The 12,539-nt window shown below is 72.0% G+C and carries 13 protein-coding genes; 2 read left to right on the top strand and 11 right to left on the bottom strand.

Features of this window, described 5'->3' with window-relative positions; translation table 11 throughout:
• Positions 1-30: 30 nt before the first annotated feature.
• From OG904_RS28215 to OG904_RS28200, 4 genes are all read right to left on the bottom strand, one after another.
• Positions 31-993 (bottom strand): electron transfer flavoprotein subunit alpha/FixB family protein, encoded by a 963-nt coding sequence (locus OG904_RS28215; RefSeq protein ID WP_405495679.1) that lies wholly within the window; start codon positions 991-993, stop codon positions 31-33.
• A 59-nt stretch (positions 994-1,052) separates the two neighbouring features.
• On the bottom strand, positions 1,053-1,838 hold the full coding sequence (locus OG904_RS28210) for an electron transfer flavoprotein subunit beta/FixA family protein (RefSeq protein ID WP_405495677.1): 786 nt from the start codon (positions 1,836-1,838) through the stop codon (positions 1,053-1,055).
• Between the two features lie 200 nt (positions 1,839-2,038).
• Positions 2,039-2,584, bottom strand: a complete 546-nt coding sequence (locus OG904_RS28205; RefSeq protein ID WP_405495675.1) for a flavin reductase family protein — start codon at positions 2,582-2,584, stop codon at positions 2,039-2,041.
• 166 nt (positions 2,585-2,750) lie between these two features.
• On the bottom strand, positions 2,751-3,137 hold the full coding sequence (locus OG904_RS28200; protein WP_405495673.1) for a TlpA family protein disulfide reductase: 387 nt from the start codon (positions 3,135-3,137) through the stop codon (positions 2,751-2,753).
• A 196-nt stretch (positions 3,138-3,333) separates the two neighbouring features.
• On the opposite strand from OG904_RS28200, the gene OG904_RS28195 reads away from it, so the two are divergent.
• On the top strand, positions 3,334-4,056 hold the full coding sequence (locus tag OG904_RS28195; protein ID WP_405495671.1) for a lysophospholipid acyltransferase family protein: 723 nt from the start codon (positions 3,334-3,336) through the stop codon (positions 4,054-4,056).
• Between the two features lie 148 nt (positions 4,057-4,204).
• On the opposite strand, the gene OG904_RS28190 is transcribed toward OG904_RS28195, so the two are convergent.
• Together OG904_RS28190 and OG904_RS28185 are read right to left on the bottom strand one after the other, a co-directional pair.
• Positions 4,205-5,443, bottom strand: coding sequence for an alginate lyase family protein (locus OG904_RS28190; RefSeq protein ID WP_405495669.1), 1,239 nt, complete (start codon positions 5,441-5,443; stop codon positions 4,205-4,207).
• 187 nt (positions 5,444-5,630) lie between these two features.
• The gene (locus OG904_RS28185) at positions 5,631-6,191 is read right to left on the bottom strand and encodes a CGNR zinc finger domain-containing protein (protein WP_405495667.1); all 561 of its coding nucleotides are present in this window, start codon (positions 6,189-6,191) and stop codon (positions 5,631-5,633) included.
• Positions 6,192-6,303: 112 nt separating this feature from the next.
• Here OG904_RS28185 and OG904_RS28180 point away from each other — a divergent pair, with 112 nt between their 5' ends.
• Positions 6,304-7,554, top strand: coding sequence for an MFS transporter (locus tag OG904_RS28180; RefSeq protein ID WP_405495665.1), 1,251 nt, complete (start codon positions 6,304-6,306; stop codon positions 7,552-7,554).
• On the opposite strand, the gene OG904_RS28175 is transcribed toward OG904_RS28180, so the two are convergent.
• From OG904_RS28175 to OG904_RS28155, 5 genes are all read right to left on the bottom strand, one after another.
• Positions 7,490-8,089 carry a transglutaminase family protein gene (locus OG904_RS28175; protein WP_405495663.1) on the bottom strand — a complete coding sequence of 200 codons (600 nt, stop codon included), beginning with the start codon at positions 8,087-8,089 and terminating at the stop codon, positions 7,490-7,492. The genes OG904_RS28180 and OG904_RS28175 overlap by 65 nt on opposite strands.
• A gap of 61 nt (positions 8,090-8,150) precedes the next feature.
• Positions 8,151-9,239 (bottom strand): threonine aldolase family protein, encoded by a 1,089-nt coding sequence (locus OG904_RS28170; protein ID WP_405495661.1) that lies wholly within the window; start codon positions 9,237-9,239, stop codon positions 8,151-8,153.
• A gap of 11 nt (positions 9,240-9,250) precedes the next feature.
• Entirely contained in the window at positions 9,251-10,012 is a 762-nt protein-coding gene (locus OG904_RS28165; RefSeq protein ID WP_405495659.1) for an SDR family NAD(P)-dependent oxidoreductase, read from the bottom strand.
• A gap of 26 nt (positions 10,013-10,038) precedes the next feature.
• Positions 10,039-11,442: a DUF6421 family protein gene (locus OG904_RS28160; protein WP_405495657.1), complete on the bottom strand. Its 1,404-nt coding sequence runs from the start codon at positions 11,440-11,442 to the stop codon at positions 10,039-10,041.
• 81 nt (positions 11,443-11,523) lie between these two features.
• Positions 11,524-12,531, bottom strand: coding sequence for an alpha/beta hydrolase (locus tag OG904_RS28155; protein ID WP_405495655.1), 1,008 nt, complete (start codon positions 12,529-12,531; stop codon positions 11,524-11,526).
• Positions 12,532-12,539 lie beyond the last annotated feature (8 nt).

Raw genomic sequence — 12,539 nt, 5'->3', positions numbered from 1 at the left:
TACCCGCAGGTCAGCGCCTGCGGCAGGGTTTTAGCCCTTGCGCGCCTTGATCTCGTCGGTCAGCTGCGGGACGACCGCGAAGAGGTCGCCGACCACGCCGTAGTCGACGAGGTCGAAGATCGGGGCCTCGGCGTCCTTGTTGATCGCGACGATCGTCTTCGAGGTCTGCATGCCGGCCCGGTGCTGGATCGCGCCCGAGATGCCGGAGGCGATGTACAGCTGCGGGGAGACCGACTTGCCGGTCTGGCCGACCTGGTTGGAGTGCGGGTACCAGCCGGCGTCGACGGCGGCGCGCGAGGCGCCGACGGCCGCACCGAGGGAGTCCGCGAGCGCCTCGATGATGTGGAAGTTCTCGGCACCGTTGACGCCGCGGCCACCGGAGACCACGATCGCGGCCTCGGTCAGCTCGGGGCGGCCGGTCGACTCGCGCGGGGTGCGCGAGGTGACCTTGGTGCCGGTGGCCAGGGCGCCGAAGGTGACGGCGAGCGCCTCGACGGTGCCGGCGGCCGGGGCGGCCTCGACCGGGGCCGAGTTCGGCTTCACGGTGATGACCGGGGTGCCCTTGGAGACGCGGGACTTGGTGCTGAAGGACGCGGCGAACGCGGCCTGCGTCGCGACCGGACCCTCGTCACCCGCCTCCAGGTCGATGGCGTCGGTGATGATGCCCGAGCCGATGCGGACGGCCAGGCGCGCGGCGATCTCCTTGCCCTCGGCGGAGGAGGGGACGAGCACGGCGGCCGGGGAGACGGCGTCGTACGCGGCCTGGAGCGCGTCCACCTTCGGTACGACGAGGTAGTCGGAGAACTCGGAGGCGTCGGCGGTGAGGACCTTGACGGCACCGTGCTCGGCGAGCACGGCGGCGGTGGCCTCGGCGCCGGGGCCGAGCGCGAGGGCGACGGGCTCGCCGATGCGGCGGGCCAGCGTCAGCAGTTCGAGGGTGGGCTTGCGGACGGCGCCGTCGACGTGGTCGACGTAGACGAGAACTTCAGCCATTGGGGATGCTCCTGCGAATGCGAAGTAGTCAGGGGGCGTTTTGCGAGGGGCCGAAGCTCTTAGATGAACTTCTGGCCGGCCAGGAACTCGGCCAGCGACTTGCCGCCCTCGCCCTCGTCCTTGACGATCGTGCCGGCGGTGCGGGCCGGACGCTGGGTCGCGGAGTCGACCGCGGTCCAGGAGCCTTCGAGACCGACCTCGTCGGACTCGATCTCCAGCTCCTCCAGGTCCCAGGACTCCACCGGCTTCTTCTTGGCGGCCATAATGCCCTTGAAGGACGGGTAGCGGGCCTCGCCCGACTGGTCCGTCACCGAGACGAGCGCCGGGAGGGAGGCCTCCAGCTGCTCGCTCGCCGTGTCGCCGTCGCGGCGGCCGGTCACGACGCCGTCCTCGACCTTGACCTCGGAGAGCAGGGTGACCTGCGGGACGCCCAGGCGCTCGGCCAGGATCGCCGGGAGGACACCCATGGTGCCGTCGGTCGAGGCCATGCCGGTGATGACCAGGTCGTACCCGGCCTTCTCGATCGCCTTGGCGAGCACCAGCGAGGTGCCCATGACGTCACTGCCGTGCAGGTCGTCGTCCTCGACGTGGATGGCCTTGTCGGCACCCATCGAGAGCGCCTTGCGCAGCGCGTCCTTCGCGTCCTCGGGGCCCACCGTCAGGACGGTGATCTCCGCGTCGTCGGCCTCGTCGGCGATCTGCAGCGCCTGCTCGACGGCGTACTCGTCGAGCTCCGACAGCAGGCCGTCGACGTCGTCACGGTTGACGGTCAGGTCTTCGGTGAACTGCCGGTCGCCGGTGGCGTCGGGCACGTACTTCACACAGACAACGATCCTCAGGCTCACGCCGGCTCTCCTACCGCATCGACATTTCTGGTACCGCCTTGTTCAGGCAGCATAGGCGCCATCTCGGGCCGTTCCCGCCGGGGCGGCCCGCGCTCCGTCAGGAATGTTACTCGTCAGTACACAACGGGTGCCGCCAGGTTGCAAGGCTGGCGAACTGTGATCTGGCCAACGCCGCCGGAACCGGCCCCAGCAGGGACGATTCAGTCGCGCAAGGCGTTGAAGCGCCCCTGGTGGTACAGCAGCGGACGGCCCTGCCCGGCCGGATCGCCGACCGGGTCCCCCGCCGGCTCCCCGGCCACCACCTCGGCAATGATCACCCGGTGCGCGCCGGCCGGCACCCGCGCCGCCACCCGGCACACCAGCCAGGCCAGCACGCCGTCCAGCACCGGGACCCCGTGCGGCCCGGGCGCCCAGTCGGTCGCCGGCCCGAAGCGGTCGGCCCCGTTCCGGGCGAACAGGCCCGCCAGGTCCCGCTGGTGCTCACCGAGTATGTGGACGCCGAGGTGGTCGCTGTCCCGTACCGCGGGCCAGCTGGAGGACCCGGTACCGATGGTGAACGACAGGAGCGGGGGGTCGGCCGAGACCGAGTTGAGGGAGGTCGCGGTGAAGCCCACCGGCCGGCCGCCGCTCTCGGCGGTGATCACGGCGACGCCCGCGGCATGCCGGCGGAACACCGAGCGCAACAGGTCGGGCGAGCCGGGCAGGCCGGTGCCGGAACGGGGGGACGGAGCCGTCGGAGCCGTCATGAAGGGGTGCCCCGTCCGTAAAGCAGGAGTTCATACCGCATATCGCAAGCCTGGCGATCTCCCGTGTACACAGTCAAGCCTCAACGGACAGATGTAGGACGCGTCACTCTGCGTGCGGGCGCGCGTACCGGCTCACGGACCGTCGCCGGCAGGGCCGCCGGACCCGTCATACGGCGGCGCCCAGGGCGGCGATCACGTCCGCCTTGCGCGGCATCCCGGCCGCCCGCCGCACGATCCGGCCGGCCGCGTCCAGGACGAGCACGGTCGGGGTCTTCTCGATGCCCAGGGCCCGCACCAGGTCCAGGTTCTTCTCGGCGTCGATCTCGATGTGCACGACGCCCCCGACCATGGCCGCGACCTCGTCCAGGATCCGCCGGGTGGCCCGGCAGGGCTGGCAGAAGGCGCTGGAGAACTGCACCAGGCTGGCCCGCTCCCCCAGCTCGGCGCCCAACTCGGCGACGCCCAGAGCGCCTTCGCCCTCGTCCCGCTCCTGCCCGCGCACCCGTGCTCCCGTCGCCGCGTCGCCCTGCCCGTACGGATACTCGTCCATCATCCCGGTACGGTCGTACGCTGATCCGAGCGCCCCGCGGGCGCGCCGCATTCCCGGCGTGACGAGAATCTCGCCAGGTACAGCAGTCTGGACTGGCCTGCGGCTCGCGTATGGGGCACGATCCCCATGGCCGCGTACCTACGCTGCCGTAACTTCCGGCCGGGAGCACCTCCAGGCAGAAAGCGGGGTCTCCCCCACCATGGCTGAGCTCGTCTACCCCCCGGTCATCGGAGCCGCGCACGCGCTGTTCCGCGCGCTCGACGTCCGCATCGACATGAAAGGCACCGAGAACATCCCGCGCAAGGGCGGGGCGGTCCTGGTGTCCAACCACATCGGCTACCTCGACTTCATCTTCGCCGGGCTGACCGCGCGCCCGCAGAAGCGCCTCGTGCGCTTCATGGCGAAGGAGTCGGTGTTCCGGCACAAGGTGTCCGGCCCGCTGATGCGCGCGATGAAGCACATCCCGGTGGACCGAGCCCAGGGTGAGACGGCGTACCAGCACGCGCTCGACTCGCTGCGCTCCGGCGAGATCATCGGCGTGTTCCCGGAAGCCACGATCTCCCAGTCCTTCACGCTCAAGAGCTTCAAGTCCGGTGCGGCGCGCATGGCACAGGAGGCCGGTGTCCCGCTGATCCCGGTGGCGCTGTGGGGTACGCAGCGACTGTGGACCAAGGGCCGCCCGAAGGACCTCAAGCGCAGCCACATCCCGGTGACGATGCGGGTGGGCGAGCCGCTGGAGGCCCCCGCCGACCAGTACGCCGGGGCCATCACCCGCCGGCTGCGCGAGCGGGTCCAGGAGCTCCTGGACGCGGCGCAGAGCGCCTACCCGGGCAAGCCCAGGGGCACCGAGGACTCCTGGTGGCTGCCGGCCCACCTCGGCGGTACGGCTCCCACCGCGGCCCAGGTCAAGGAAGCGGGCTGAACTTCACCCACGGCCAGGACTTCCGGACGGACCGGCGCTTCCGCACGGCCGGACACTTCCGCACGGCCAAGCACTTCCGCACGGCCGGGACCCGCGCACGGGTGCGGCCCCGCCGGGTGGCGGGGCCGCACCGCGGTGTGCGTGCCCGTCAGTTCGGGTTCTCGGCGTGGGTCAGCGTCTCCCACGCCTCGAAGTGGTTCTCGGTGCCCGCCGGACGCCGGCTCTCGGTGAGCCTGCGGGTGTTCTCCAGGGTGACGCCGAGCCGGGTGTGCAGGGCGTTGTAGCCGACCTCGGTGGCGGGTCCCAGGCCCCTGGCCACGCTCCCGCCGCAGAGCCAGGAGGGGACGGCCTCCCCCAGTTCGTACTTGGCGTGGAAGCCCAGCGCGTACCGGAACCGGTCCTTGAACTCCGGGTACAGGTCACGCCCCTGGATGCGCGAGGTCTCGGCGACGTGCATCGTCGCCGCGATCCCCATCCCGGTGTGGCCGAAGTCCCGGCAGGTCTCCTGCGCCAGGCCGTCCACGAAGGTGCTCTGGCCGTGCCAGTAGTCGATCAGCTCGCTCCTGCTGTCGACGGTGGAGCGCGGCGGGTACTTCGGCTGCGGCCCGTCGGAGGCCAGGTAGAAGTAGGCGGGCACCCGCCCGAGGTAGACCGACATCGCCTTGTCGTAGCTCGCGCGGTCGTCGAGGTGGACGGATATGCCGACGGCGGCGTCCATCATGATCAGTTCCCAGTTGCCGTTGCTGTTCGGCCTCCCACCGATCACCTCGGGCAGGTACACCTCGCGCAGCATGGTCGCGAAGCGCCCCTGGTTCGGCCAGCCGCCGGGATAGGCGTGCTTGACGATCTCCGCGGCGCGGGGCCAGGTGGAGCCCGCCCAGCCGCTCTGGAGCGGGGCGTTGCTGTTGGTGTGGTCCTTGATCCGGGCGGACCACGCGTCCATCAGCTCGATCGACTTCTTCGCGTAGCGGTCGTCGCGGGTGACGTACCAGGCGAGCGCGTCGGTGTACGCGGCGATGGCGTCCTCCCGCTCGTCGGAACAGCCGAGGTCCGGGTTGGAGCCGGAGCCGCATTCGACGACGGCCCGGGGCTTGGGCGTCCGGGACAGCGAGCCGTACCGGCTCGCCAGCATGTCGTCGAAGGCCGCCTTCCACGGCTGCTGCCCGGCCTGCACCTTCGCCCGTACGAAGTCCAACTGCGCACGGCTGTTCAGGACTCCGGGGTGGGCGAACGCCGTGGGGGCGGCGGCCGGGGTGGCGGGGGTGGTAGGGGTGGTGGGGATGGTCGGGGTGGTTCCGGCGTGGGCGGCGGAGGTGGGGGCCAGGGTGACTGCCGCGACCAGGCCGAGGGCCGTCGCGAACAGCCCTGCGGGGACTCCGAAACGCATGAGCGCCTTCCGGTCGGAGGTGGGGGGAGGGGGCCTGCGGAGGGTCCGTGGGGGGAATCCTGAGGCTGAAGATACTCATGTGCATGCCAAGCTGACAACGATGTCAGACAGGAAGGTTTCCTATTGACCGAAACCTGCCGTCAGCGAGGGCCGGGCCGCCCGCGCCGCCCCGCAGCATCCGGCGCCGTCAGCCCGCCCCCTCTGCCCGCTTGCGGCGCCGGTGGGCGGCGACCCGGGCCCGCGTGGCGCAGGTGTGGGAGCAGTAGCGGCGGGCGCTGCCCGGCCCGGCGCCGAGGAAGTACCGGCCGCAGCCCTCCGCGGCGCAGGCTCCCCAGGCGACCCGCCCGTATGCGGTGAGCAGCCCGGCCAGCACCAGAGCGCCCGAGGCGAGGAACCAGCCGTCCCAGCCGGCCCCCTCCCCGCGGTCCACGTGCAGGTGCCAGGGGTGGCCGTCGTGCCGGGTGAGCCGGGGGCAGGTGCCGTACTCCTCGAACAGGGCGTTGAGGGCCCGGGCGGCGCGGTCCTCATCGTCCTCCCCGAGCACCTCCCCCATCCGCCGGGCGGCGGCGCGCAGCGCGGCCGCGTCGGCCTCGGTGAACGCCTCGGACGTGAGGTCGCCGGGACGTTCCCCGTGCCGCGCGAGCAGGGCGACCAGTTCGGCGCGGGGCAGTTCGGGCACCGCGCGGACGGCCTCGGCGAGGTCGACCAGCCGCTGGGCCGCCGAGAATCCCGACCCTGAATCTGCCATGCCGCGATCCTTTCGCCCTACACCCGGATGGCGTAACGTCTTGCCGATCCATCACGTTACATCCAGGGATCGACAGACCGACAGCCGACAGATCGACCGGGAGGGGCCGGGGATGCAGGGGTTCGGGCGGTACCTCGCCGCCGCGCTGGCCGCGCGGTTCGCCTCCGAGGGCATGGGCATGGCGGTGGTACTGCTCGCCCTGCAGCGGACCGGGAGCGCGGCGTACGGCGCCTTCGTCCTGACCGCCTGGCTGGCTCCGCACGTGCTGGCGGCCCCACTGGCGGGCGCCGCCGCGGCCAGGTCGCGGCGGCCGCGGCTCTTCCACGTGGGCGCCCTGGCGGGATTCGCGACGGCCGTGGCGGTCCTGTCCGTCCTGCTCGGGCGGGCGCCGACGCCGGTGGTGCTCTCGGTCGCGGTGCTCGGCGGCTCCTGCGGGCCGATGGTGACGGGCGGGCTGTCCAGCCTGGTGGCGGGGCTGGTCCCGGCCGGTCCCGCGCGCGACCGGGCTTACGGCTGGGACGCCTCGACCTACAACGGCGCCTCGGTCACGGCCCCGGCGGCCGTGAGCCTGGTCGCGGCCTTCGGTTCGGCCGGGCCCGCGATGGCCCTCCTGGCCGGGTCCGGCGCGCTGGCGGCCGCTCTGGCGGCGACCCTTCCGTACGGGAACCCGGGCTCCGCCACCGGCGCGCCCCGGGCCGGGCTCGGTGCGGGGCTGGTCGCCCTGTGGCGGATCCGGGAACTGCGGGCCGTCACCTCGGCCACGACCCTGGCCTTCCTGGGCCTGGGGGCGCTCACCGTCACCTCGGTCCTGCTGGCCACCTCGCTCGGCAGCCCGGGTGGCGGCGGGGTGCTGATGACGGCCTTCGCCCTGGGCGCCCTGACCGGCTCCCTGACGCTGGGCCGGATCACGGCCGTGCCCCCGGGCCGGCTGGCCCGCTGGGCCATGGCGGGTACCGGGGTGGCGCTGACCGCGGCCGCGTTCGCTCCGGGCATCACCCTCACGGCGGTGGCGTTCGCGGCCGCGGGGGTGTGCGACGGGCCGCTGCTGACGGCCACCCTGCGGATCCGCTCGGAGTTCGCACCCGACGGGGTGCGGACCCAGGTCTTCACCCTGGGCGCCGGGCTGAAGGTGACGGCCGCGTCGACGGGCGCCGCCCTCGTGGGGCTCGCCGTCGACGCGCCGCCGTGGACGCTGCTGCTCGCGATCGCGGCCCTGCAACTGGTGGCCGTGCTGCTGCACGTCCTGGTGACCGTACGCGGCTCCGCGCGCAAGGCGGCTGCGGCCGGTGGTCCCGCCGCTACAGGGCCGTCGGCAGGTTCCGCCACAGCTGCGGCCGGTCCGCGGAGTCCTGGAGCGCCTTGAGCGCGGCCGGGTGGGGCGCCGCGTACAGCCCGGGGTAGTCGATCTCACCGAGTTCGGGGCGGACCGGGAAGGCCAGCTGTTCCCGGTCGAGGGTGAACTGGGCGTCCACGCCGGGCTTGTTGCCCCGCGGGTCCACCCGGGACCAGTCCTCGCCGCCGGGCAGGCGCAGCGCGACGAGGCCGTGGACGATCAGGTTCGACCCGTCGTCGTCGCCGAGGAGCTGGTAGCAGAGCCCGGCCGGGATGTCCCGGGCGCGCAGCAGGGCGACCAGCGCGTGGGACTTGGCGTAGCAGATGCCGTTGCGCGTGCCCAGGACGTCGGAGGCGCGCCAGGAGACGCGGTCGTCCCCGGAGTCGGCGCTGTGCGGGATGGTGTCGCGGACGAACTCGAAGGCCGCTTTGGCGTATGAATATGCGTCGCCCGTGGCGGTCCACAGGGCGTCGGCGGTCTCGAGGACCAACGGATGCTCGTGATCGACCGCTTCGTCGGCTGCCAGATAGGCGGCAAGGTCAGTATGCTCCTGGATCAATTCCATGATCCAGGAGCATACTCATGCATGACTCTGCATGCCTATAGATTTATGACGTGCGCTGGATCTAGCGGGACAGCTCTTCCTTGAGGGCCTGGAGGAAGCCGTCCACGTCCTCCTCCTGGGTGTCGTAACTGCACATCCACCGGACGTCGCCGGCGATCTCGTCCCAGAAGTAGAAGCGGTAACGCTCCTGCAGCCGCCGCGTCACCTCGTGCGGAAGGCGCGCGAACACCGCGTTCGCCTGCACCGGGTAGAGGATCTCCACCCCGTCGGTCTCGCGCACCCCGGCTTCCAGCCGCTGCGCCATCGCGTTGGCGTGGCGGGCGTTGCGCAGCCACAGGTCCTTCGCGAGCAGTGCTTCGAGCTGCACCGACACGAAGCGCATCTTGGAGGCGAGCTGCATCGACATCTTGCGGATGTGCTTCATCTGCCGGACGGAGTCCGGGTTCAGCACGACGACGGCCTCGCCGGCCATCATCCCGTTCTTGGTGCCGCCGTAGGACAGCACGTCCACGCCGACCGCGTTCGTGAAGGAGCGCATCGGTACGTCGAGGGAGGCCGCCGCGTTGGATATCCGGGCCCCGTCGAGGTGGACCTTCATGCCCTTGCCGTGCGCGTGCTCACAGATGGCCCGGATCTCGTCCACGGTGTACACCGTGCCGAGCTCGGTGTTCTGGGTGATCGAGACGACCTGCGGCATCGCCCGGTGCTCGTCCTCCCAGCCCCAGGCCTGCCGGTCGATGAGCTCGGGGGTGAGCTTGCCGTCCGGGGTGGGGACGGTGAGCAGCTTGAGCCCGGCCATCCGCTCGGGCGCGCCGCCCTCGTCGACGTTGATGTGCGCCGACTCGGCGCAGATCACCGCGCCCCAGCGGTCGGTGAGGGCCTGCAGGGCCGTCACGTTGGCGCCGGTGCCGTTGAAGACCGGGTAGGCCTCGGCGTGCGCGCCGAAGTGGCCGCGGAAGACCTGCTGCAGGTGCTCGGTGTACTCGTCGTCGCCGTAGGAGACCTGGTGACCGCCGTTGGCCAGCGCGATGGCCGCCAGGACCTCCGGGTGCACCCCGGCGTAGTTGTCGCTGGCGAAGCCGCGCACCGCCGGGTCGTGGTGGCGGCGGGCGTCGGTCTTCGCCTGGGACTTCCTGATCGCGGTCCTCACGGCAGCGTTCTTCACGGTTGGGGAGTGAGCCACAGACGCTGTCCGTTCACATCGGAGGCGGGCCGCTCCCAGACGCCGGCGATGGCCTCGGCCAGCTCCTTGACGTCGGTGAAGCCCGCGAACTTCGCAGTGGGACGCTCCGCGCGCATCGCGTCGTGCACCAGTGCCTTGATGACCAGGATCGCAGCCGCGGCTCCGGGACCGTTCTCGCCCCCCAGCTTGCGGAAGGAGTCGGCCATCGCGAGCGTCCAGGCCTCGGCGGCCGCCTTGCCCGCGTTGTACGCGGCGTTGTTGGCGACCGGCTTGTGCGCGCCGGACTGGCTGACGAGCACGTAGCGGCCGTGCTCGCTGCGCAGGAGTCCGTCGTGGAAGGCCAGCGAGGTGTGCTGGACGGTACGGATGAGGAGCTTCTCCAGGAAGGCCCAGTCCGCGAGGTCGGTGTCGGTGAAGGTGGTGCTGCCGCGCCAGCCGCCGACGAGGTGGACCAGGCCGTCGATCCGGCCGAACTCCTTCTCGGTCTGCTCGGCCCAGGCCTTCGTGGCGTCCAGGTCGAGCAGGTCCACGGTGTCACCGGTGATGGTGGCGCCGCCGTGGGCGTAGCGTGCCGCGTCCACGGCCTCCGCGAGCCGCGCCGCGTCGGCGTCGGACGCGATGACCACGGCGCCCGCCTCGGCGAGGCGGAGCAGGGTGGCGCGGCCGGCGGGCCCGCCGGCCCCCGCCACCGCCACCACCGCGCCGTGGAGCTTGCCGTTTCCGTTCCCGGAGCCGTTCATCTGTGCAGCCTCCTGTGGGCGAGTGCTCACGCGGCGCGCTCGCGTTCCGCGGCGTTCCCTGCCGTGATGCCCTTGGTCGAGGCGATCACGCCCTTGAGCTTCTTGGCCAGGGCCTCATAGAACATGCTCAGGGGAAACTCGTCCGGCAGCACGTCGTCCACGAGCTTGCGCGGCGGCTGGGTCAGGTCGAGGGCGTCGGGACCCTTGGCCCACTTGGAGCCCGGGTGGGGGGCGAGGTACTCGGCGACGAGGTCGTAGGCCTTGAACCAGTGGACGAGCTTCGGGCGGTCGATGCCGGCCCGGTAGAGGTCCTCGATCTCGGCGCACAGCTGGTTGGTGACCTGCGGGGCGCGCATCCAGTCGATCTTCAGCTTGTTGTCCGTCCAGCGCACGACGTCGTGCTTGTGGAGGTACGCGAAGAGGAGCTGGCCGCCGAGGCCGTCGTAGTTCCGGTTGCGGTCGCCCGACACCGGGAAGCGGAACATCCGGTCGAAGAGGACGGCGTACTGCACGTCACGGCCGTGCTCGTTGCCCTCGGACTCCAGCTTCACGGCCTCCTTGAAGGCGGTGAGGTCGCAGCGCAGCTCTTCGAGGCCGTACATCCAGAACGGCTGGCGCTGCTTGATCATGAAGGGGTCGAACGGCAGGTCGCCGTGGCTGTGGGTGCGGTCGTGGACCATGTCCCACAGGACGAAGGCCTTCTCGCAGCGCTCCTGGTCCTCGACCATGCGGGCGATGTCCTCGGGCAGCTCGATGCCCAGGATGTCCACGGCGGCCTCGGTGACCTTGCGGTAGCGGGCGGCCTCGCGGTCGCAGAAGATACCGCCCCAGGTGAAGCGCTCGGGGGCCTCGCGCACGGCGATGGTCTCCGGGAAGAGCACCGCGGAGTGGGTGTCGTAGCCCGGGGTGAAGTCCTCGAAGGTGATGCCGAGGAAGAGCGGGTTGTCGTACCGGGTGCGCTCCAGCTCGGCGAGCCACTCGGGCCACACCATCTTCAGCACGACGGCCTCGAGGTTGCGGTCCGGGTTGCCGTTCTGGGTGTACATCGGGAAGACCACGAGGTGCTGGAGCCCGTCGGCGCGCTCGGCCGCCGGGTGGAAGGCCAGCAGGGAGTCGAGGAAGTCCGGCACGCCGAAGCCGCCGGCGGCCCACTTGCGCAGGTCGGCGATGAGGGCCTGGTGGTACGCGCCCCCGTGCGGCAGCAGCGGCGACAGCGCCTCGACGGCCGCGATCACGCGCTCGACCACGACCGGGGCGGCGGCGCGGGCGTGCGCCCCCTGGGCCTCGAAGTCGATGGATCCGTCGGCGGACTGCCAGGACCGGATCTCCTCCACGGCGGCCTTGAGCTCGGGCCACGCCGGGTGGTCCACCACCCGTCCACCGGCGGTTATCACGGCACCGCCGATACCCGGCACAAGAGTTTCCGTCATGTCACTTCCTCCACAGGAGAACCTCACGTCAGGGCAGCGTAAGCATGCGAGGCTCTCCTGTTCAAGAGGAGATCCGGGAAATTATCCTGCGTCACCCCTGGTCCCGCCGGAAGTCTTCCCGTTCCCATGCACGGAGTCGATGACTCCGCCCAGCCGCGCCAAGGCCTGGCCGGCCTGCGGGAGCACTCCGGCCAGCGCGAGGAACCCGTGGAACATCCCGGGGTGGGAGTCGAGCACCGAAGGAACCCCGCTCCGGATCAGCTGATGGTGGTACGCCTCGCCCTCGTCCCGCAGCGGATCGCACCCGGCGACCAGCACGTGGGCGGGCGGCAGCCCGCACGGGTCGCCCCGGAGCGGGGAGGCCAGCGGATGGCCGCCGTCGCCGTCCGGACCCAGGTACTGCTCCCAGAACCAGCGCAGGTGCGCCGCGGTCAGGAAGTAGCCCTCGGCGTTGCTCCGGTGGGACCCGGTGTCCCGCGCGGCGTCCAGGGCGGGGTAGATGAGCACCTGGAGCGCCACGGCCGGCCCTCCGCGCTCCCGGGCCAGGAGCACCGAGGCGGCGGCCAGGTTCCCGCCGGCGCTGTCGCCGGCCACCATCAGCGCCCCGGGGTCCCCGCCCAGCTCGGCGATGTGCTCGCCGGCCCAGCACAGGGCGGCGTACGCGTCGTGGACGGCGGCGGGGAACCGCTCCTCGGGCGCCCGCCGGTAGTCGACGGAGACGAACACGGCGCCCGAGGCCCGGCAGAGCGCCCGGACGGTGGCGTCGTGGCTGTCGAGGTCGCACAGGACCCAGCCGCCGCCGTGACAGAACACCACGGTCGGCCGGGGCCCGGGCCACCGCTCCGGATCGGGGTGGTAGACGCGCACCGGCACCGGCGGCGCCCCTGGCGGCCCGGGCACCTCACGGTCCTCGACGGCTCCGACCGCGGCCGGCGGGCCGGCGGAGGCCGGGACGGCGGCCAGGATCCGGCGCGCCTCCGCGGCGTCGGTGACGGCGCCCCCGAGATCGGGGAAGAAGGCGGTCATGGCGTCGACGTAGGGGCGGGCGGCCGGGTCCAGCCGGTCACCGCCGAGGGGTGCTCCGGGCACGGCGGGGC

This window comes from Streptomyces sp. NBC_00096 (genome assembly GCF_045041305.1).
Taxonomy (GTDB): Bacteria; Actinomycetota; Actinomycetes; order Streptomycetales; family Streptomycetaceae; genus Streptomyces.
Note: the sequence above shows the minus strand (reverse complement) of the source record. Positions and strands in the feature narration are given on the sequence as shown.